Origin of the sequence: Paenibacillus sinensis (assembly GCF_019904155.1) — a bacterium.
Classification (GTDB): domain Bacteria; phylum Bacillota; class Bacilli; order Paenibacillales; family Paenibacillaceae; genus Paenibacillus_AQ; species Paenibacillus_AQ sinensis.
In genome coordinates, this window is the sequence record NZ_JAHCMB010000190.1 from 69,822 (window position 1) to 90,588 (window position 20,767).

Below are 20,767 nucleotides of genomic sequence, written 5' to 3' on the forward strand. Positions count from 1 at the left end.
CTTAGAACGCCCAGTTTCCGTTTTTAAAGACCGGTTCTTCGGTTCCGTCGGCCGTAATGCCGTAGATGTTCATTTCAGCCGAACCGATCATGAAGTCGACATGCGTAAGGCTGTCGTTAAGGCCGCGTTCAGCCAGTTCTTCTTTGGACATGCTCTTGCCGCCTTCCAGACAGAAGGCATAGGCGCTGCCGATTGCCAGATGGTTGGAAGCATTCTCGTCGAACAGCGTGTTGTAGTACAAAATATTGGACTCCGAGATCGGGGATTGATGAGGAACCAATGCGACTTCGCCCAAATATTTGGCACCTTCGTCGAGAGAAATCAGATGCTCAAGCGTTTCCTGTCCTTCCCGGGCTGTCACCGAAACAATGCGTCCATTCTCGAACGTCAAAGTGAAGCCATCAATGACATTGCCGCCGTGACTGAGCGGCTTCGTGCTGCTGACCTTGCCGTTGACGCCGGTCTTCAGCGGAGCGGTGAACACTTCTTCAGTCGGCATATTAGCAACAAAGGTGTGGCCTTTGGCGTTGATGCTGTCGCCCTGCGCCCACACATGTCCTTCAGGCAGCTCGATCGTAAGGTCTGTGCCCGGAGCTATGTAATGCAGCTTCTTGTACTTCTTCGCATTCAGGACAGCTGCTTTGGCTTCCAGCGTTTCCAGATGCTCCTGCCAGGCTGCGACCGGGTCCTCACGGTCCAATCGCACCGTATGAAAGATGGCTTCCCACAGCTTGTTCACGCGCTCTTCTGCCGGAGCGTCCGGGAATACCTTGTCGGCCCATGCCTGTGAGGGAATGGCCACGATGCTCCAGCTGTTTCGGTCAGACATAATGAACTCGCGGTATTTGGTCAGCGCTTTGCTACGGGATTTCTGATAGGCGGTTATACGCGATTGCTCGATGCCTTTTAACGCGTCCGGGTCTTCAGCGATAACGGCAAGGACGGCGGCGCCGTTCTCCATGAACTCGGTCAGTTCACCGGCATACCAGGTCGGTTCCTTCGTGAACACCTCTGGGTCAGCATGTTCGAACAGCAGACGGGTAATCCCTTCATCGCTCCAGTTGACCTTGACCTGGCTTGCACCTGCTTCATAAGCCTTGGATGCGATCATACGGACGAATTCCGCAGAGCCTGTAGGCGCATTGATGACCAAAGCCTGGCCCGGTTGGATATTTACGCCGATTTTGATGGCCAGTTCGGCGTATTTGGAGAGTTTTGCGTTAAAATCGATCATACGAAATTTCCTCCGTTTGCTGGACTCTAAGTATTGTACTAAATTATTAACCGCCGGATGAAAAAAGTCAATTGGAATACAGGCGCGGGATTCCGAGCGGTTTCGGTGATATACTAAGTGCAGGTGGCTCTTGTCCAGTCGAGACAAAGAGCCGTAACCATGGAAAGGATGGAAGCAGACAATGAGTGTCAGCATCAAAGAAGCGGTGATGCGCCGTGATGAGGAAGGCAGCTATGTAGGGAAGACGGTATTTGAGCTTGAGGGGCATAAAGCCGGCTATGAAATTAACTTTTTCAGCAAAAAGGGCAAGGACTGGGACTACTCGCTGAGCTTCGCGGACGAGCCCGGCAGCGAAGAGCAGTTCCTGGAGCTTGACGCCCGGCTTGAAGAAGATGACGAGCTGTTCGATCTGCTGCTTGACGCAGCCCTTGATGCGGAGGAGGCATAAAGCCGAGCCTCCGTCTTAGCCGATCATGATTTGCCCTTCAGGATGCCGATAGAGCTGCTTGTCCTTCTTCGGCCGGATCGCGTAAGCGAGCGTTAAGGGGCCAGTCCGTCCCATGAACATGAGAATGACGATGAGGATTTTGCCTGCCTCGGTCAGTTCGGGTGTAAGACCCATCGTCAATCCCGATGTGCCGAAGGCCGATACGGCTTCAAACAGAACGGCAAGAAAATCGGCCTGTTCAGTTATGGACAGTATCATGGTAGCTGCAACGACCAGAAGCAGGGACAGCAGCGTCATCGTAATGGCGCGGTACACATTGTCTTTGGAAAGCCGGTTGCGGAACAGGACGACATCTTCTCTGCCCCGAATCCGGGAATAGACGGCGGCGAGCAGCAGGGCGAATGTCGTCACTTTGATGCCGCCGCCCGTCGAGCCCGGCGCCGCCCCGATGAACATCAGCACAATGATCAGGAACTGGCTGGATTCCCGAAGCGCCTGGATATCGAGCGTAGTCACGCCGCCCGAACGGGGTGTGAGGGCTTGTAGAAACGAAGCCATTATTTTGCCGCCCATATGCAGCGGTTTAAGCGAGTGGTAGACCTCCAGCCAGAAGAAGAACAGGGCGCCTGCTCCGATCAGAATCGCCGAGGTTGCCAGCACCACCTTGGAATGCAGCGTCAGACGTTTGCGTTTCGGAAAATCGACGAGATCGGACAGCACGATGAAGCCGATGCCTCCAAGGAAGATCAGCAGCATGGCTGTTAGGTTGATCACAGGATCTTCGGCATAGCGGGTAAGGCCGCTGAAGGGTCCATGCACATCGCCGAACAGATCGAAGCCCGCGTTATTGAAGATGGAGATGCTGTGGAAAATGCCGTAATACACCGCCTTCCCGGCTGGCATGTCCTCCATGAAGCGCAGCGCCATCACCAAAGCGCCCATGAGCTGGATAACGAGGGAGTAGATGAGTACCCGGCGGATCAGGCGGACGATGCCCTGTATGGAGTTCTGGTTCATCGACTCCTGGAGCAGAAGTCGTTCCTTAAGCGAAATTTTCCGGTTCAGGACAAGCGTAATCAGTGTCGCCATCGTCACAAAGCCGAGTCCGCCCAATTGGAACAGCACCAGAAGAATCAGCTGCCCGAAGGTGGTTAGGCCGGTTCCGGTGTCGATCACGGCAAGTCCGGTCACGCAGGTCGCCGAGGTCGCCATGAACAGCGCATCGATCCATGACATATGCCCCTGCTCGGATGAAATGGGCAAGGCGAGCAGCACGGTGCCGGAGATGATCAGGACGATGAACCCGAGCGATAAAATTTTGGGAGGCGTCAGCCGAAGCCTCTTAAGCAGCAGATTGAACATGAAATGCGGCCTCCTTGGACGGTTACTACAGGAAGGTAGGTTTAGGACTAATGAGTCAGGATGACATGTTGAAAGATTTTGAATTCATCGCCGACACCTAGAATACATGTACATAACCCATATTGGCAAGAATCTGGAGAATTTCCTGCCATAATCAAAAGGCCACCTGCTTAAGGATGGCCTTTGATTATTAAGGAGCGCGAGTCCGTGTGTCCGGCCCAGCCTTAATGCTGCGGGACTTCCGAACCTTCAGGTTCCTTGGCTATATTCAGTTCAACTTCGACTCTCCGGACGCGGTGCCGGTTCATTTCCCGGACGGTCAGCAGGGAATCGCCGTATGTGATTTGTTTGCCGACGGCAGGCTCTTCCAGATGGCTGTACACCCATCCGCCGATTGTGGTAACCTCTTCATCTTCCAGATCGAGTCCGATAAGCTCCCGCACATCAGGGAGTGATACAGTGCCGTCCAGCAGGTAGCGGGTTTCTCCCAGCTTCTCGATGTTGCGGCGTTCGTCTTCGTCGAATTCATCGCGGATTTCGCCGACGATTTCTTCAAGAATATCTTCGATCGTGATCAAGCCGGAGGTGCCGCCATACTCGTCGAGCAGCAGGGCGATGTGCACCCGTTCACGCTGCATGCGGGTCAGCAGTGTCTTCACCGGCGTAACCTCGGAGACGGTAAGCACGGGATGAATCAGCTTCGCGAAGTCAAAATCCGTGTTGCTGTCATACTCCAGATACAGCTGCTTCGTATTGACCATACCGATAATATTGTCTTTGTTCTCCTGGGCAACCGGGAAGCGGGTATACTGCTCTCTGCGGATGATATCCAGATTCTCGCGGAGAGACAGGTTCGTGTAGAGACAGATCATATCGGTACGCGGCACCATGATATCGCGGGCCAGCATTTCGTCGAAGGCAAAAATCCGGTTCACATAGCCGTACTCGGCCTTGTTGATTTTGCCGCTCTCATAGCTCTCGGACAGAATAAGACGAATCTCCTCTTCGGAGTGCGCTTCCTCATGCTCGCTAGCAGGCTTCATGCCGAAGAGGCGGACCAGTATATTGGCGGAACCGTTAAGCAGCCAGATCAAAGGATACAGGATGCGGTAGAACCAGATAATCGGCTTGGCGGTGAGCAGACTGATTTCTTCAGCTTTATTGATGGCGGCGGTCTTCGGAGCAAGTTCCCCGATAACGACATGCAGGAATGTTGCGATGAAGAACGCCATTATGAACGAAATGACATGGCTTGCCTCGGAGCCGATGCCGGCCCAGTGGAAGAACGGATAGAGCAGCTCTTCAAAAGCGGGTTCCGCCAGAGCACCGATACCCAGCGCTGTAATCGTAATGCCCAATTGGCAGGCGGATAAATATCCGTCCAGATTAGCGGAAACCTGCTGCACGGCTAATGCGTTCTTGCGTCCTTCCAGGACAAGCTGGCTGATCCGGCTTCCCCGAAGCCGTACCATGGCAAATTCCGTCGCCACAAAAAAAGCGGTTAACACAATCAAAATCGCCACCAACGTCAAACTGACTCCTATACCCATATAAATCGAACCATCCCTTTCCTTTGCAAAATAGGTTATACTGAATTATAAGTTCATATGAACTTATTTTACGAACTTTTTGGCCGGATTTCAAATGTCTGCTGTAAAAAGGCCGAAATCCGCCACCGGATAGGAGGTAAGACGGCTTGGAATCTTTAACCTTAACCCGTGTGGAGATGTCTTCCCTGCTGCTTGCGCTCAGAGGAATGTCGGCTGACACGCCGCTTCATATTTTTCAGGAAGCCTGGTGCCGGCATCACCGCCGTCATGCGGTGGAAGAGAGTCCCTTGCAGGAACTACGATCGACGGAACTGCCGCCAATCGTGCTGAAAATGATGAAAAAAGGAGAAGCCAAAGGGCTGTCGCTTCAGGAAATCGCTGCTCTCGGCGCTCTTATCGAGTATTCCACAATATCCATTACCGCCATGCAGAATTGGGTTAAACGGGATTTCAAAGAATACCTGGGTGCACCCCGTGAAGGGAAGAAGTATTCGATCAACCAGGCAGCGATGCTCTTTATGGTCGAGGATTTGAAATCGTCACTGGATTTCCGCAGCATCTCCCGCTTGTTCCGGAAGCTGTTCCTGAAGCCGGAGCGCGACGATGACGATCTGCTGGAGCCGGTGAGGCTGTACGCCGCTTACGCCCAGCTGTTTGAAGAACACAGGGAGATAACGGCCGCTCCTGCCGGAGAACCCGCATCTGAGGCAAATGCAGCCTCTGACCGGCTGACAGGTGACGCGATGTCCGCAGCCGCCGAGAAGGCGGTCACGCGGCTCGTCCATTTGAACCGAAGACAGCGGGAGACGGTGCGCAATACGCTGATCATCGCGGCGATTTCGGTGCAGGCATGCTGCTTTCAGGCGCTGGCAAGACAGTACTTTCATGCCTCGCTTTTTCTTGATTTTTGACAATATTCGAGAACGGAATGAAAGATTAAGGTCAAAAGGGGTAAGATTATAACAATTAGAAGGGGGGATCAGGATGGGAACGCAAGCCAATACGTTATTAAAAAGTCCGAAGCAGCGCAAGCTGCTGCTCAGCGCAGGCTTCAGCTGGATGTTCGATGCGATGGATGTCGGAATGATCTCCTTCGTCGTGGCGGCGCTGGCCAAGGAATGGAGCCTGTCTTCGGGACAGATCGGTCTTCTGACCAGCATCAATTCGCTCGGCATGGCGGCAGGAGCCGCCGCAGCGGGCATTCTGGCCGACAAATACGGCCGCAAGAATATTCTGCTCTGGACGCTGCTGATCTTCTCTGTGGCAACTGGACTCTCGGCGCTGGCGGCAGGCTTCGCGATTCTCTGTCTGCTGCGTTTTATCGCCGGGTTCGGGCTTGGGGGAGAGCTTCCCGTAGCTTCAACACTTGTCTCCGAGAGCGTGGAGCCGAGGGAACGGGGAAGGGCGGTCGTGCTTCTGGAGAGCTTTTGGGCGGTGGGGTGGATTGTGTCCGCTCTAATCGCCTATTTCATCATACCAGACTACGGGTGGCGCATCGCGCTGGTGATTGGGGCAGTACCGGTCTTATACGCCCTGTATTTGCGGCGGGCCATTGACGATTCGCCGAGATTTGAGGGCATCCGCAACAAGAAGACCGTGCCGCTTGGCGAACGCTTCGCAGCCGTCTGGTCTTCCGAACACCGACGTTCCACAATAATGCTGTGGATTCTCTGGTTCACCGTAATTTTTTCGTACTATGGCATCTTTCTGTGGCTCCCGTCCGTCATGGTGATCAAGGGCTTCAGCCTGGTGCGCAGCTTCGAATACACGTTGATTATGACGCTGGCGCAGCTTCCGGGATATTTCACAGCCGCGTATTTCATTGAGAAATTCGGACGCAAATTCGTGCTTGTCGTGTATCTCGTCTGTACCGCCTTCAGCGCCGTATGGTTCGGGTATGCCTCAACGGAGGGAACGCTTATCGCCGCGGGCATCTGCCTCTCATTCTTCAATTTGGGCGCATGGGGCGGCATGTATGCCTATACGCCGGAATTGTACCCGACGAGCGTCCGTTCAACGGGAGTGGGCCTGGCCGCCTCCTTCGGCCGGATCGGCGGCATTATCGCGCCGCTGCTTGTCGGCCTTCTGGTAGAGCGTTCGGTAGGTCTCCCGTCCATCTTCGTGATGTTCTTCGTTACAATCCTGATCGGGGCGGTTGCGGTGTTGTTCCTGGGCCGGGAGACTAAGGGGATAGATTTGGACTAGATGAGTCTTGCAATGGATTTAGTGCTTTTCTTAAAAATTGAACCTCAAAAGGCAGCGAGGCAAAGTTTTGGACATGCGTGCACTGGTAGCCAAGACGCTCATAAAAAGTTCTTAGTCCGGTAAATGCTGCGACAATGGAGAGAACAACCAATGTACAGCCAAGGGCAGACAGGCTTTTCTCTGCTTCGGTTATCAGATACTCGCCATACTTGTTGCCCCGGTATTCCGGCAGAACGGCGAGGCGTTCGATCGAACCTTGATTGCCGGTTGCATGGAGGCCAACCGTCCCGATAGCTTTTTCGCCGAGATATAACAGATTTACATGAGTTCCAATTATTCTGGAGCGTGCGGCCGACTCATGCTCAAAAGCAACGTAATGGGGAAATCGTTCTTCGCTAATACCCAACATGACTGCCTGATCTTTAAAAGAGCGCTGGATTATTGAGGAGAGAAGAAAGCTGTCCTCCGGGACGGCTTTTGCTATTTTCAGAAAACTTTCCAAATGCGCTCCTCCTGATTCTTAGATTGAATACAAGCCGGACGCCTGCTTCCCGATTTTGTCCAGTACTGAGGCGTCTGAGCCGAACCGGGCCATCGCCTCGGCGTTTTGCCGCAAATCGTGAAATAGAATATAGGAAATGCTCTGGAATGGCTCCTGGCGAAAAACGGGTCTGGAGAGCTGAGCGATGATTTCCTTCTCTCTTTTGCCAGGAGCGATCAAGAACAAAGAAGTACCGAAAGAGGGCAGTGAAAGCGCCAAGTCCTGAAGTTTCAAAATGCCCGAATAGATCGAAGTGCTCTTCTCCACCTCGAAGGCGCATACAATATCACCCTCTGCATTGCGCCACAGAACGTTAATCAAAGCAATCGTGTCTCTCACGAATTTCTCCACATCAGTCAGCAAGAACTCCGATTCACTCAGCTCACCGAGACAGCAGTTCTCCCAAACCCTCCTGTGATCATTCTGCGCAACCCATACCCGGTATCCAAGGGAGCGACCGAGCCGGGCCAGATGAACCTGCATCTCGCTATGCTCCTCACTCTCATTGCAATCCGAAATCAGTTCCTGATGTCGTTTCAGTTCCTGATGTCGTTTGTTTATTGATTTGGCAGAGGCTGTCTGTAATTGATCTGTCGATGGCTCAGGAGAACTGGTACTTTCCTCCACGGGGATTCTCAAGCCGCCGATTTCAAACAGCAGGCCGACCAGGGCGCCCAGATCTTTGGATAACTCATCTCTGTGAAGTTCATTCCACTCCAGCATACGTCCTCTCATCTCCAGATAAGCAGGCCAGGAGCCTAGCTTCAGATTGCCGCCGGTCAGTCGGTTATATTGATAAACCATGTGTTATATACGGATTCGGGATCGGATTTATAAGCGATAATGATAGATTGAAAATGAACCTGCACGTATGATTCCTCCTTATGTGGGTCAGGCTTTCATTATAATCCGAATAAATGTTCGCCGAATAGGAAGCATGTTACACATTTCGATGCTATAATGAGAGGAACAAAAAGGGCGGATATCAGCGTCCAGGTTGGAGCGGGATGGAGATATGAGCGATAACGGCAAGACGCGTTTCACTGAGCTCATCTGGGAAGGTGAAGAACAGAATATAGCGATTCCGTCTCGCGAAGAGGCACAGCTTGAGGAAGCCAGAAGATCGCGCGAAGAGGCCGGGCGTAACGAACATGCCGCACAGGAACGGACCGCGGCATCCGGCCCGCCGGAGCAGCTGGTCCTCTGGGAAGCGGAGCTGCCGCGGGACCGCAGAGAACAAGGCGGCGCGGGCAGGGCTGCCGGACGCGAAGTATCTGTGCCGCCGGCAGCTTCAACTAAAGCGGGAAGCGCCGGGCGCAGAGGCTCTGCTTTCGGGGGTGGCGACGGGACTTCAATCCGCCGGACAGATTTCGAGGACCAGCGGTCTTCATTCCGTCCGGACGAAGGTCCTAATCGGCAGCCTGATGCTTCAGCGACAGCCGCCCGTCCGGCAACCACCGAGAGTCTCTTTGTGGAGAGAGCCAAGGAGATGGTAGGTTATACGGAACAGACTGCCGAGTTCATTCCTTTCAAGAGCTACTGGCCGACCTATGGACATATGACTGCGTCTCAGAGCAAATGGTATTTTTACTGGCGGAATGAAGTCAGACATGGACAATATCCAGAGACGGATTTGTCTTATGTTTTTCTGCATGTGTATGAATTGATTAATGGCGTCGGCTGGGAGACGCCCCGGGACGGTTATGAGCAGCTGACCGCCCTTTGGGAGGCTTACCGGGGCTCGTTCAAAAGGCTGGATCATTATTTGGGCGGTTGGATCGCCGATTTCGCATTTGTCCATAAGCTGGATATCCCGCTGCGGGATATTGTGATGCGGGCTAAGGGATTGGGCGGCGATCTGGCCGAGCTGGAGCTTGTCCGCTGCCTGGGCTCTGCGCCGGAGCAGCTGACGCTGCCCGCCCTGGCGCTGATGTCGGACTATGAGGTTGCGAAGTCCAAATTCTATACCGGTCCCGGGCAGGAAGCGTTGGAGCGTTATGCTCCCCTGGTCGTCGCGCTGGTAGACAGCTATGCCCTTCGAAAGCACGGCCAGAAGCTGCTGGACATGTATCCGCCCGGTCCGCCTGTCGTGCGCGAGCGCTATTTGTTCCGCAGCGCGGTGTATGACATTTCGCTGTACGGATATTCGGTGCTTGTGCCGGTTGCGCGGATCAGCAAATCCCCGCCGCTGCGCAGCCTGATCACGCGTCTTCTCCGCCTGACGGAGAACAAGCTACGGGCGCTGATGGATTACCGGGGACGGCTGAAAGGGATCAGCATCGACAAGGAGATTGAGGAACTGGTCGAGAAGTTTCTGGAGAGGGAGTTCCGGAAGGCGGAGAAGGAAGCCAGATCCGTGGAAATTGTGATCGACAGCGAGAGACTCCACCAGCTCCGTTCCGACTCGGATGTTGTCCGGCAGCTGCTGACCGTCGAAGAGCAAGGGGAAGCGGGAGTAGAGACGTTTGATTCTATGGAGATCGCGGAGACGATTGAAGCGGCAATCGAAACGACGAATGAAATGAGACAGGTCGATACGATGCGGTTGGAAGCTCAGCCGGGACTGGCTCTGGAAGAGTCTCCTGAGAAATCGGGAAGCGCCGGACAAGCCGTTCTGGAAACGCCGGACCTTTCCATTACCGCTGCTCCAACTAACATGTGGGAGGTGCTGGCCGATGCCCTGACTCCGCTTCAGCGGGAGGCGCTGCTTGTTCTGGCCGGACCGGACGGAATCGACGGCCTGTACAAGCTGGCTGAGGCACGCGGCGGGCTGCCTGATTTGCTTATTGACGAAATTAACGAGACGGGGATGGATGTGCTGGGCGATCTGCTGATCGACGGCGATCAATTCTCGCCCGAATATACGCTTGTGCTGCCATATTTGAAGAGGTGACATGATAGCATGAATGAATGGAAGATACCGAAGAGAATGACCACCGCCCTTATCAATTCGCTGACGGCCGGTGTGGTGCCGCGAATCGGACTGGAGCATGTCGCGGTCGGACGGCGCGCGGAAATCGAAGCGATCTTAAGGGAACTGAACAATATCGCCGAGGGCGGAGCCGGATTCAAGCTGATTACAGGCCGATACGGCAGCGGCAAGAGCTTCCTGCTTCAGACGATCCGCAACTATGCGATGGACCGGGGATTTGCCGTCGCCGACGCCGATTTGTCGCCTGAGCGCAGGCTGGTCGGGACCAAGGGCCAGGGGCTGGGCACCTATCGGGAGCTGTTAAGCCACCTGTCAACGCGAACCCGGCCGGACGGCGGGGCGCTGGAGACGATTCTGCAGAAATGGATTTCGGGGCTTCAGCAGAAGGTGATGCGCGAGAAGGGAATGGACCCGGGACAGCCGGAAATGGCCTCAGAAGTGGAGAAGGAAATCTTCGCCGTGGCCTCGGAAATGAGAAGCCTGGTTCATGGCTTTGATTTCGCGAAGGTACTCGCCTCATACTGGAACGGCCATAAACTGGGGGACGAGGACCTCAAGCAGGATGCCCTCCGGTGGCTGCGCGGTGAATTCGCGACCCGTACGGAATCCCGGAATGCGCTGGGTGTGGGTGTCATTATCGATGACGACAACTGGTATGATTATATGAAGCTGTGGGCGGAATTCACTGCCGCTATCGGCTACAAGGGCCTGCTGCTGTTCATCGACGAAGGCGTCAATCTGTACAAAATCACCAACAGCGTGTCCCGCCAGAGCAATTATGAGAAGCTGCTCACCATGTTCAACGATACGATGCAGGGCAAGGCGGAGCATCTGGGCATCTTCATTGGCGGAACGCCGCAGTTCGTCGAGGACCACCGCAGAGGTCTCTTCAGCTATGAAGCACTGCGGTCGCGGCTGGCAGCTGGACGTTACGGGACCGCCGCTTCGAACAATTTCTCGGGACCGATCATTCCGCTGGAGATGCTGTCATCCGAGGAAATTCTGGTTCTTCTTCAGAAGCTGCGGGATATCCATGCCATGCACTATGACTATGCACCGCAGCTGACAGATGATCAGCTTCTTCATTTCATGAAGGAGGCATCCTCCCGGCTGGGAGCGGACGAACTGCTGACCCCACGGGAGCTGGTTCGCGATTTTATGGATCTGCTGCATACACTGCAAGGCAGTCCCGATACCACCTTTGAGAGCCTCGTAGGTGAGCTGAAGCCTCACGAAGGCGGGGAAGAGAACGGACCTTTGGTTGATGATCTGCTTGCGGAGTTCGAGCTATGAGCGATAACCCTTTCTACAAGCTGGCCCCGTTCATCAAAGAATTCATCTACCGCAATAAGTGGGAGACGCTCCGGGAAGCTCAGGTAGATGCCTGCCGGGTACTGCTGGAGTCCCCCGACCACCTGTTGATCGCCTCGGGAACCGCGTCGGGGAAGACGGAGGCGGCCTTTTTTCCTGCTCTGACCAATCTCTATGAGCACCCCTCGACTTCGGTCGGAATTCTGTACATTGCGCCGCTGAAGGCTTTGATCAACGACCAGTTTACCAGGCTGAACGATCTGCTTATAGAGGGCGGAATTCCGGTATGGCATTGGCATGGTGATGTACCGCAGGCCGAGAAGACGAAGCTGGTGCAGAAGCCGTCGGGGGTGCTGCAAATTACACCTGAATCGTTGGAGGGCCTATTGATGAACCGGCCCAATGCGATTCCGGCGCTGTTCGGTGACCTGCGATTCGTCGTGATCGACGAGGTGCATGCGTTCATGGGTGCTGACCGGGGCATTCAAGTGCTGAGCCTCCTTAGCCGGATCAACCGGATGGCAGGCTGCTCGCCCAGACGGATCGGGCTGTCGGCAACGCTCAGCGATTACGAGACGGCCACGAACTGGCTTGCCGCCGGAACCCGGGAGCGGGTTCAGGTCTCGGCTCCCCAAGGGGGAAGGAAGCTGCGTCTCAGCATCGAGCATTTCTCCTTCCCGGATGCAAGGGACGAGAAGCAGTCTGAGCAGCTGGACCTTGCCCGCAAGGCTTATTATAACTACATCTACGACCATACCCGGTTGAAAAAAGCGCTCGTCTTCACCAACAGCCGGACCGATGCGGAGACCGCCATTCTGGAGATGCGCCGTATTGCGGCGAAACGGCAGGAGAAGGACGTCTTCCACGTCCATCATGGCAGCATCTCCGCCATGCTGCGGGAAGAGGCTGAGGCGGCTCTCCGGGAGGGGCCGGGTCCGGCCGTCACCGCCGCGACGCTGACGCTGGAGCTCGGCATCGATCTCGGCGAGCTGGAGCGCGTTGTCCAGCTTGGAGCGCCCTACAGCTGTGCGAGCTTCGTGCAGCGGCTCGGGCGTTCCGGCCGCCGGGAAGGAGCTGCGGCCGAGATGATGTTCGTCACGCCGGAGGAAGAGGACGAAGAAGCGCAGCTTCCGGCGCGCATGCCCTGGACCCTGCTCCGCGCGATTGCCGTTATCGAGCTGTATGCCCGCGAGAAATGGGTGGAGCCGCTTACCGTCCGGCAGATGCCGGTCGGCCTGCTGTACCATCAGACCATGAGCATCCTCAAGAGTATGGGAGAAGTCGAACCGGAGGACCTGAAGCACGCGGTTCTGACGCTTCCGTCGTTCTGTTCCATTCCCGAGGCTCATTACGATGTCTTCATGGAATATATGCTGTCGATGGGTCAGATCGAGCAAATGGACGAGGGCGGCCTGATCGTCGGTCTGGCTGGCGAGAAGATCGTGAACAACTTCCGGTTTCTGGCCGTCTTCAAGGACGACGAGGAGCATGTCGTCTATAACGGCACTGAGGAAATCGGCTCGATCACGACCGTTCCGCCTCCCGGATACTGCTTCACCCTGGCAGGCAAGCTGTGGAAGGTGGAAGAGATCGACAACCGTCACAAGGCGATCTACGTGAAGTCTTCGCGGGGCAAGGTGGACACGCTCTGGGTCGGCGGAGGCGGGGACATTCATACCCGCATCATGACGAAGATCCGGGAGATCCTGAATGCTCAGACGATCTATCCGTATCTGGCGCCCAATGCGGCCGCCCGCCTCGAGAGAGCCCGCCGGCTGGCGCGGGAGAGCGGTCTCCTGCTGCGTTCCGTATTGCCGGCGGGGGGAGACTCCATGTTCATTATGCCTTGGGCTGGAAGCCGGACGTTCCGTACGCTGGAGAGGCTGCTGAAGCATAAATTGACGGTGCCACTCGGTCTCCGCTCCGTTGTGCCCATGGAGCCGTATTACATGGTCGTCGCCGGCAAGGCGGATGCCGACTGGCTTGAATCCGCCATTCTGGACGAAGGCCATGGAGACCTGGACCCGTTCGGCTTGTTGGAGCCGGGCGAGGCGCCTTATCTCGGCAAATATGACGAGTGGATACCGCCGGACCTTCTGCGCAGCGCCTTCACGGTAGACGGGCTCGATATTCCCGGGTTCAAGGAAATGACGAAGCGCTGGATGGCGGATTAGCCGCTTTATACAACGGTTAAGTCAGCCATTAATTGCAACACTCCCGAGCGTCCTTATTGGACGGGCTCGGGAGTTTTGATATACGCAATCGTTTCAAGCAATCGAGACAGCCGCAAGCGGCATGGCCTTGCAGTCTCACAGTTTGGGATCAGGCGAAGCTTCGCTATTTTTGCGAAAATCCGTTCTGTTGATGTAATATACTAGATATTGCCATCTCGACTGATAGCATCTATTAATTAATCAAAGGAGCTGAGTCTTGAATGTCTCAAGCCGAAACAATAAAACTGACGGCGCTGTCCAGCAAAGGCGGCTGTGGCTGTAAAATCGGCCCCGCCGATTTGATGCAGGTGATCCGGACACTCCCCAAGCCGGTGCCGAATCCGAACCTGCTTGTCGGTCTCGACACCAGCGATGACGCGGGTGTGTACAAGCTGACGGATGACCTTGCCCTTGTGCAGACGGTCGATTTCTTCACACCGATTGTGGATGATCCGTATTCCTTTGGACAGATCGCCGCAGCCAACGCGCTGAGCGATATTTACGCCATGGGAGGGAAGCCGCTGACCGTTCTTAATATTGTGGCCTTTCCGATCTCCACCCTGGATAAGAGCATTCTGGCCGACATCCTCCGCGGCGCTGCGGAGAAAGTAAGCGAAGCGGGCGCGACGCTGGTCGGCGGCCATTCCATCGACGATAAGGAGCCGAAATTCGGACTTGCCGTCACTGGGCTTGTGCATCCCGACAAGGTGCGGACCAATGCGTCCGCCCGCCCGGGAGACAAGCTTATTCTGACCAAACCGATCGGTGTCGGCATTTTGACAACCTCCATCAAGAAGGACCAGCTGTCTCCGGAGGAGACGGCCCGTTTGACCGCCGTCATGTCCACGCTGAACAAAACGGCGGCCGAAGTGATGGGTGCTTATGATGTGCATAGCTGCACGGATGTAACGGGCTTCGGTCTGCTTGGACATGCCTCCGAAATGGCAAAAGGAAGCGGACACGGGCTGATTATCCGCAAGGATGACGTACCGGTGCTGCCGAGAGTCCGCGAGCTTGCGGAGCAGGGCTTTGTGCCGGGCGGCACACGCAACAACTTTGCCCATATAGAGGGTTCGGTCGTGTTCCCGGATTCGCTTGATCAAATTGGCCGCTACATTCTCTGTGATGCGGTTACCTCCGGCGGGCTCCTGATCTCCATCAGTGCCGAAGAGAGCGGACAGCTTCTCGCCGACCTGCTGGCGGCAGGTGTGGAGGCTGCGGAGATCGGTGAAGTGACGGACAAGCATCCGGGCATCATTACGGTCATCTAGGGAAGGCATAGAAGGAGAGAGAATCGTGTTTCAGGACATTTCACTAGAAGAGCTTCGGGCGCTTCAGGAGAAAAAGCAAATCACCGTCATCGATGTACGCTCCCCATCCGAATTCAAGAATTCGACGCTGCCCTCTAGCTTGAATATTCCTTTATTCGATGATGCGGAACGCGCGGAGGTTGGGACACTCTATACGCAGACCAGCGTTCAGGCAGCGAAGGAAAGAGGGCTTCAGATCGTCTCGGCCAAGCTTCCTGCCTTCATTCACCGGTTCGGAGAAATTCCGGGCAGCAAAGCCGTGTTCTGCTGGAGAGGCGGCATGCGCAGCCGTACGACGGCCACTCTGCTGTCCCTGATGGATATTCACGTATACCGCCTGCAGGGCGGCTACAAAGCTTACCGGAAATGGGTAACCGACTCGCTGGAGTCTTACGAGTTCAGGCCGCATTCCTGCATTATTCACGGCAATACCGGGACCGGCAAAACCGCCCTGCTGAACCGCCTTGAGCAGAAAGGCTATCCGGCGCTTGACCTTGAAGGCATGGCCGGACATCGGGGCTCCATCTTCGGACAGGTCGGACTGTCGGCCAACAATCAGAAGACGTTTGACAGCCTGCTGCTTGAGAAGCTGCTGACGCTGGAATCGTCGCCGTATGTGCTGTATGAAGCGGAGAGTATGCGAATCGGCAAGGTTGTAATGCCTGCTTTTATGGGCCAGCAGAAAGAGACTGGAACGCAGCTGTGGATCGAAATGCCAATCGAAGCCCGGGTCAAGCAAATCATGGAGGACTATCAGCCACAGGAGCATCAGGAAGAGCTGCAGGCCGCATTCCAGCGGATCAAATCACGGATACATGTTCCAGTTGCGGCGGAGATCGACCGGAGCCTGAGTTCGGGCGAATTCCATCAGGCTGTGCTGCTGCTGCTGGAGTACTATTACGATCCGAAGTATTCCTATACGTCGAATCAGTACGGCGCTTCCGAGAAAGTCGCCTTCACGGTCCGGAATCTGGATGAAGCGGAAGCGGCGGTAACCTCCTGGCTGCGGGAACGGTTTCCGCAAGCGGGAGAGAATTAATTAGCACAAGCTGCCGGTCCCTATGGGCCGGCTTTTTTATATTTCATATTCCACCAGTACCTTACCGCTCGGATTTCGACTTATGCCCTCAAGGTCTCAAGGTCAAGTCGTTGACAGGCTTGGTATAATGAGTACAAACATAAAGCTGCTATAATATTCGCAGCGAATAAGTGACGGAGGGAACTATCCGCTATGACATCAACTGCCGCTGAATCCGCAGCCGGACCGCGCAGTGGAGAATTAACCCGCGGATTGATTCTTCTGCTCGCTGTCGCATCGGGCCTCGGTGTGGCCAACCTGTATTACAATCAGCCGCTGCTTGCCGATATCGGCCGGACCTTCCACGCAACCTCTACTCAGGTTGGCTATGTCTCCATGCTCACGCAGATCGGCTATGCCCTCGGCATGCTCTTGTTCGTGCCCCTTGGCGATATCCGGGAGCGCAGAGGTCTGATTTCCCTGCTGCTGGCCTGTGTGGCCTTATCCCTGGTCGGGTTCGCGGAATCCCGCAGCCTGACCTGGATGTATGCCGCCAGCTTTCTGATCGGCATTACGACCGTGGTGCCGCAGGTTATCGTCCCTCTGGCGGCGCAGCTTGCGAGTCCCGCCGAGCAGGGCAAGGTGATCGGAACCGTGATGAGCGGTCTCTTGTTCGGCATCCTGCTGGCCCGGACTGCAGCCGGGATCGTTGGCGATTTCCTGGGCTGGAGAGCGATGTACTGGATCGCCGCCGCCATGATGCTGACACTCTCGCTTCTGCTCCGCAGGGTGCTGCCGGTCGCGAAGCCGGAGACAACAGCGACATACGGCCAGCTTCTCGGCTCCCTCGGAAGCCTGGTGCGGAAATACGCCACGCTGCGGGAAGCATCGTTGATCGGCGCCTGTATGTTCGGCTCATTCAGCGTATTCTGGACCTCGCTCGCCTTCTTCCTGGAAGGGGCGCCCTATCATTACAGCAGCTCCATAGCCGGCTTATTCGGATTGGTCGGCGTTACAGGCGCGGCAGGAGCACCGCTTGTCGGACGTCTGGCGGACCGGACCGCTCCCAAACGGATTATCGGCTTTATGCTGATCGCAACTCTCATTTCCTTTGCTCTGCTCGGAATCGGAGCCCTATCAATCGTCAGCCTGCTTGCAGGAGTTATTCTGCTGGACCTCGGCGTCCAGGGAACGCAGATCAGCAATCAAGCCCGGATTTATGCACTTGAGCCCGCGGCTCGAAGCCGGATCAACACGGTATTTATGGTCAGCACATTTGCCGGAGGCTCGATCGGTTCGACCGCAGGCAGCTATGCGTGGCATGCCTGGGGCTGGATCGGGGTATGCGGGACGGGCGGAGGCCTGGTGCTGATTGCTTTTTTGATCTGGTCGCTGCACCGGCTGTCTGAACGCTCATAACCCGGCAGAATTCATTTTTTTACCCGAAAATGGCAGTTCAGGCTCTGGAAAAGGCGTCTGGACAGCCGTTTTTTAATTTTATCATATTAAATGTAAAGTGGATTAATGATAAATGATTAATTGGATTAATTGATAAACTTCTATAAACGAATCTTGTTTTGGAAAGACCGATGAAACAAAGTATAATGACCATGAAAATGATGCGGCTTTTTTACACACAGAATGAAGATAGGAGAATGCCTGATGAAAATGATGACGTTAAACACCCATGCCTGGATGGAGGAAGATCAGCTCGCGAAGATTGCGGCATTGGCTGAGTTCATTAATGAATCGCAGTTTGATGTAATCGCCCTGCAGGAGGTTAACCAGTCCATGAATGGAGCGATCCTTCCGAAAGAGCGGCTTATCGGATTTGTTCCCGCCGAGGAAGGGGCCGTTATACGGGAAGACAATTACGCTTATGTCCTGCTGCAGCAGCTGAAGCTGCCGTATTACTGGACCTGGATACCGGTTCATCAAGGATTTCATAAATTCGATGAAGGCCTGGCCATCCTGACTCGTGCTCCTATTCGGGATGTCTTTGCTATGTATGTCTCCGGGATTACCGATTATGAGAGTTACCGGACCCGGAAGATTCTCGGTGTCAAGACGGAAGCAGGCGGGGAGGATCATTGGTGGGTATGCGGCCATTTCGGCTGGTGGCAGGACGAGGAGCCTTTCAAGGGCCAATGGGACTGCGTGCAGGCCAAGCTGGATACGTTGAAGGAAGCGCCGGTATACATAATGGGGGATTTCAACAATGTGGCGGAGATTCGGGGAGAGGGCTATGACTATGTAGTGGAGCGGGGCTGGACCGACCTCTATACATCTGCGGCTGAACGGGATGACGGCGCTACGGTGACCAAAGCGATCAAGGGCTGGGATGATAATGAGAGCAGGCTGCGCATTGACTATATTTTTGCCAACCGCCCGTTTCAGGCTAAATCCTGTCTGGTCGTTATGAACGGCAAAAGAGGTGAGGTCGTGTCCGATCACTACGGGGTCGCTGCCGAGCTGTAGCATAATACCTTCATTTTGTCACAAATAACCTGACATTCTCCATTTACAGGAACCCCCCTGGGGGGATAGAATTTTGAGAACGGTTCTCAGTATTCGAGAAAATCCTGGAGGAGGATGACGATGGGACAGCTTATGTTGGGAAATGAGAAAGAGGAAGGGAAACCGCTCAGGTCGCTGTGGGAACAGCATGGCGGCTTGTTGATCGCGGGCGTCTGTCTCTTATGTATCGGGATCGCCTGGTTCTTGGGCAGAAGCGGGCAGAGTGCCGGGGAGCTTGTATTCTTCATTCTGGCGTATGTGATCGGCGGCCACCGCAAGGCATGGGAAGGACTTGAGACGCTGATCAAGGAGAAGGATCTGGATGTCGATCTGCTCATGGTGGTTGCGGCGCTCGGCGCAGCAGGAATCGGCTACTGGATGGACGGGGCGATTCTGATCTTCATCTTCTGCCTTAGCGGAGCGTTGGAAGATTACACAATGGAGAAGACCAATCAGGATATTGCATCAATATTGAAATACCGTCCGGATGAAGCGGTGCTGCTGAAAGACGGCGGCGAACAGCGGGTGAAGGCATCAACTCTGCAAAAGGGAGATGTCGTGCTCGTCCGTCCGGGCGAACGCATCCCCTGTGACGGACATATTCTGGAGGGGCATTCAGCCGTCGATCAATCCTCTATTACAGGCGAATCGATACCAGCAGATCTAGGAGCAGGAGATCCCGTCTATGCCGGAACCATCAACGGACAGGGAGCGCTTCGCATTGAAACAGACCGCGGATCGGAGGACACGCTGCTGGCCCGCATTATTCATCTCGTCCAGGAGGCCAAGAATGAAATGCCCCCAAGCCAGCTGTTCGTGGAACGGTTTGAGGGAATTTATGCAAAAATCGTGGTTGCCGCTGCCTTGCTGCTGATGGTCCTGCCGCCCCTTTTGCTAGGATGGTCATGGGAGACTACCGTATACCGTGCGATGATCTTTCTGGTTGTGGCTTCTCCCTGTGCGCTCGTATCTTCCATCATGCCGGCTATCCTGTCAGGTATTTCGAACGCCGCCCGCAAAGGGGTGCTGTTCAAGGGAGGCGTTCATCTGGAGCAGATGGCTGAGGTGAAGGTTGTGGCATTCGACAAGACGGGTACGCTGACGGAAGGCAAACCCAGCGTGACCGATATCATTCCTGCCGATGGAGTGAGCCGGGAGGAGCTGCTGGTTCTGGCTGCTTCCCTGGAGCATTTATCGGAGCATCCCATTGCACGATCGATCGTGAGATATGCCCAGGATTTCGGCTTATCGCTGTTGCAGGCTGAAGACATGCAGGCGGTGCCTGGACTTGGCATAAGCGGCAGAGTCGGAGGCCGAAGCTGCCGGATCGGAAGAAAGGAGCTCCTGGAGAGCGCCGGGGAGCGCTTCAGCTCAGGCATCGACGACATGGCCGGGCGGCTTGAGGCAGAGGGGAAGACCGTTATTTTTATCGAAGCGGATGAGTTACCAGCCGGGCTTCTCGCGGTTCAGGACGTGCTTCGGCCTGGCGTCCGCGAAGCTGTATCGAAGCTTAAGGACATGAACAAGCATGTTGTCATGCTTACCGGCGATGCGCTGGCGACCGCCGAAGCGATCGGCCGTGAAGCCGGAGTGGACGAGGTGCATGCCGGCCTCATGCCGGACCAGAAGCTGGAGCTGATCCGGGAGCTGGATAAGACCCATGGCAAAGTTGCCATGGTGGGTGACGGAGTCAACGATGCTCCCGCAATGGCGGCGTCGTCCGTCGGCATTGCGATGGGAGCGGCGGGAACGGACGTTGCGCTGGAAACGGCGAATGTCGTCCTGATGACCGACGATATCTCCAAAATCCCTTTCGCGCTGTCGCTTGGCAAGAGGGCGCGCCGGGTCATTCGCCAGAACATCACATTTGCGCTTGCGGTGATCGCGATTCTGGTGATCTCGAACTTCGGAGGAGGGATTAATCTTCCTTACGGCGTCGTCGGTCATGAAGGCAGCACGCTTGCCGTTATTATTAGCGGACTCCGGCTGCTGCGTTAACAGCACTGGGCGGGAGCGGGACCGGGCCCAGGATCAATTCAGGATCGTTCAAGAACTAAGCGTTTGCTCTATTTTCCCTTTAAGCGTCCGCTTGCTATAATGAGGACATACAATCAGGCTTGCAGATT

Annotated in this window: 16 protein-coding genes; 11 read left to right on the top strand and 5 right to left on the bottom strand. The window is 55.3% G+C overall.

Features of this window, described 5'->3' with window-relative positions; translation table 11 throughout:
- Position 1: 1 nt before the first annotated feature.
- A complete protein-coding gene (locus KIH86_RS22820) occupies positions 2–1,234 on the bottom strand; it encodes an aminopeptidase (RefSeq protein WP_223083675.1) in 1,233 nt (410 codons plus the stop codon).
- 181 nt (positions 1,235–1,415) lie between these two features.
- Between KIH86_RS22820 and KIH86_RS22825 the strand changes: the two genes are divergently transcribed.
- Positions 1,416–1,682: a hypothetical protein gene (locus tag KIH86_RS22825; RefSeq protein ID WP_223083676.1), complete on the top strand. Its 267-nt coding sequence runs from the start codon at positions 1,416–1,418 to the stop codon at positions 1,680–1,682.
- 15 nt (positions 1,683–1,697) lie between these two features.
- On the opposite strand, the gene KIH86_RS22830 is transcribed toward KIH86_RS22825, so the two are convergent.
- Both KIH86_RS22830 and KIH86_RS22835 read right to left on the bottom strand, forming a co-directional pair.
- Positions 1,698–3,044 (bottom strand): TrkH family potassium uptake protein, encoded by a 1,347-nt coding sequence (locus KIH86_RS22830; RefSeq protein ID WP_223083677.1) that lies wholly within the window; start codon positions 3,042–3,044, stop codon positions 1,698–1,700.
- Positions 3,045–3,268: 224 nt separating this feature from the next.
- Positions 3,269–4,594, bottom strand: coding sequence for a hemolysin family protein (locus tag KIH86_RS22835; RefSeq protein WP_223083678.1), 1,326 nt, complete (start codon positions 4,592–4,594; stop codon positions 3,269–3,271).
- 146 nt (positions 4,595–4,740) lie between these two features.
- Here KIH86_RS22835 and KIH86_RS22840 point away from each other — a divergent pair, with 146 nt between their 5' ends.
- Both KIH86_RS22840 and KIH86_RS22845 read left to right on the top strand, forming a co-directional pair.
- Positions 4,741–5,505, top strand: coding sequence for a DUF1836 domain-containing protein (locus KIH86_RS22840; protein WP_223083679.1), 765 nt, complete (start codon positions 4,741–4,743; stop codon positions 5,503–5,505).
- A 73-nt stretch (positions 5,506–5,578) separates the two neighbouring features.
- The gene (locus KIH86_RS22845; protein ID WP_223083680.1) at positions 5,579–6,799 is read left to right on the top strand and encodes an MFS transporter; all 1,221 of its coding nucleotides are present in this window, start codon (positions 5,579–5,581) and stop codon (positions 6,797–6,799) included.
- Here KIH86_RS22845 and KIH86_RS22850 read toward each other — a convergent pair.
- Entirely contained in the window at positions 6,777–7,301 is a 525-nt protein-coding gene (locus tag KIH86_RS22850) for a GNAT family N-acetyltransferase (protein WP_223083681.1), read from the bottom strand. The genes KIH86_RS22845 and KIH86_RS22850 overlap by 23 nt on opposite strands.
- Positions 7,302–7,319: 18 nt before the next feature.
- Positions 7,320–8,144 carry a hypothetical protein gene (locus KIH86_RS22855; protein WP_223110675.1) on the bottom strand — a complete coding sequence of 275 codons (825 nt, stop codon included), beginning with the start codon at positions 8,142–8,144 and terminating at the stop codon, positions 7,320–7,322.
- A gap of 211 nt (positions 8,145–8,355) precedes the next feature.
- Here KIH86_RS22855 and KIH86_RS22860 point away from each other — a divergent pair, with 211 nt between their 5' ends.
- The 8 genes from KIH86_RS22860 to KIH86_RS22895 all read left to right on the top strand — a co-directional run bounded on the left by KIH86_RS22860 (position 8,356) and on the right by KIH86_RS22895 (position 20,639).
- Positions 8,356–10,233 carry a TerB N-terminal domain-containing protein gene (locus tag KIH86_RS22860; protein WP_223083683.1) on the top strand — a complete coding sequence of 626 codons (1,878 nt, stop codon included), beginning with the start codon at positions 8,356–8,358 and terminating at the stop codon, positions 10,231–10,233.
- Positions 10,234–10,242: 9 nt separating this feature from the next.
- Positions 10,243–11,565 (top strand): ATP-binding protein, encoded by a 1,323-nt coding sequence (locus tag KIH86_RS22865; protein WP_223083684.1) that lies wholly within the window; start codon positions 10,243–10,245, stop codon positions 11,563–11,565.
- Positions 11,562–13,757 carry a DEAD/DEAH box helicase gene (locus KIH86_RS22870; RefSeq protein WP_223083685.1) on the top strand — a complete coding sequence of 732 codons (2,196 nt, stop codon included), beginning with the start codon at positions 11,562–11,564 and terminating at the stop codon, positions 13,755–13,757. The genes KIH86_RS22865 and KIH86_RS22870 overlap by 4 nt, the downstream gene beginning before the upstream one ends.
- 260 nt (positions 13,758–14,017) lie before the next feature.
- The gene (gene selD, locus KIH86_RS22875) at positions 14,018–15,067 is read left to right on the top strand and encodes a selenide, water dikinase SelD (RefSeq protein ID WP_223083686.1); all 1,050 of its coding nucleotides are present in this window, start codon (positions 14,018–14,020) and stop codon (positions 15,065–15,067) included.
- Positions 15,068–15,092: 25 nt separating this feature from the next.
- The gene (mnmH, locus tag KIH86_RS22880; RefSeq protein ID WP_223083687.1) at positions 15,093–16,145 is read left to right on the top strand and encodes a tRNA 2-selenouridine(34) synthase MnmH; all 1,053 of its coding nucleotides are present in this window, start codon (positions 15,093–15,095) and stop codon (positions 16,143–16,145) included.
- 192 nt (positions 16,146–16,337) lie between these two features.
- Positions 16,338–17,543 (top strand): MFS transporter, encoded by a 1,206-nt coding sequence (locus KIH86_RS22885; protein WP_223083688.1) that lies wholly within the window; start codon positions 16,338–16,340, stop codon positions 17,541–17,543.
- Positions 17,544–17,786: 243 nt separating this feature from the next.
- Positions 17,787–18,602: an endonuclease/exonuclease/phosphatase family protein gene (locus KIH86_RS22890; protein ID WP_223083689.1), complete on the top strand. Its 816-nt coding sequence runs from the start codon at positions 17,787–17,789 to the stop codon at positions 18,600–18,602.
- Between the two features lie 120 nt (positions 18,603–18,722).
- A complete protein-coding gene (locus KIH86_RS22895) occupies positions 18,723–20,639 on the top strand; it encodes a heavy metal translocating P-type ATPase (protein WP_223083690.1) in 1,917 nt (638 codons plus the stop codon).
- Positions 20,640–20,767 lie beyond the last annotated feature (128 nt).

Coding starts and splice junctions, on each gene's coding strand:
- KIH86_RS22845 (WP_223083680.1), top strand. CDS start 5,579: ATGGGAACGCAAGCCAATACGTTATTAAAAAGTCCGAAGCAGCGCAAG.
- KIH86_RS22865 (WP_223083684.1), top strand. CDS start 10,243: ATGAATGAATGGAAGATACCGAAGAGAATGACCACCGCCCTTATCAAT.
- KIH86_RS22890 (WP_223083689.1), top strand. CDS start 17,787: ATGAAAATGATGACGTTAAACACCCATGCCTGGATGGAGGAAGATCAG.
- KIH86_RS22895 (WP_223083690.1), top strand. CDS start 18,723: ATGGGACAGCTTATGTTGGGAAATGAGAAAGAGGAAGGGAAACCGCTC.
- KIH86_RS22855 (WP_223110675.1), bottom strand. CDS start 8,144: ATGGTTTATCAATATAACCGACTGACCGGCGGCAATCTGAAGCTAGGC.
- KIH86_RS22860 (WP_223083683.1), top strand. CDS start 8,356: ATGAGCGATAACGGCAAGACGCGTTTCACTGAGCTCATCTGGGAAGGT.
- KIH86_RS22835 (WP_223083678.1), bottom strand. CDS start 4,594: ATGGGTATAGGAGTCAGTTTGACGTTGGTGGCGATTTTGATTGTGTTA.
- selD (WP_223083686.1), top strand. CDS start 14,018: ATGTCTCAAGCCGAAACAATAAAACTGACGGCGCTGTCCAGCAAAGGC.
- KIH86_RS22885 (WP_223083688.1), top strand. CDS start 16,338: ATGACATCAACTGCCGCTGAATCCGCAGCCGGACCGCGCAGTGGAGAA.
- KIH86_RS22830 (WP_223083677.1), bottom strand. CDS start 3,044: ATGTTCAATCTGCTGCTTAAGAGGCTTCGGCTGACGCCTCCCAAAATT.
- KIH86_RS22870 (WP_223083685.1), top strand. CDS start 11,562: ATGAGCGATAACCCTTTCTACAAGCTGGCCCCGTTCATCAAAGAATTC.
- KIH86_RS22825 (WP_223083676.1), top strand. CDS start 1,416: ATGAGTGTCAGCATCAAAGAAGCGGTGATGCGCCGTGATGAGGAAGGC.
- KIH86_RS22820 (WP_223083675.1), bottom strand. CDS start 1,234: ATGATCGATTTTAACGCAAAACTCTCCAAATACGCCGAACTGGCCATC.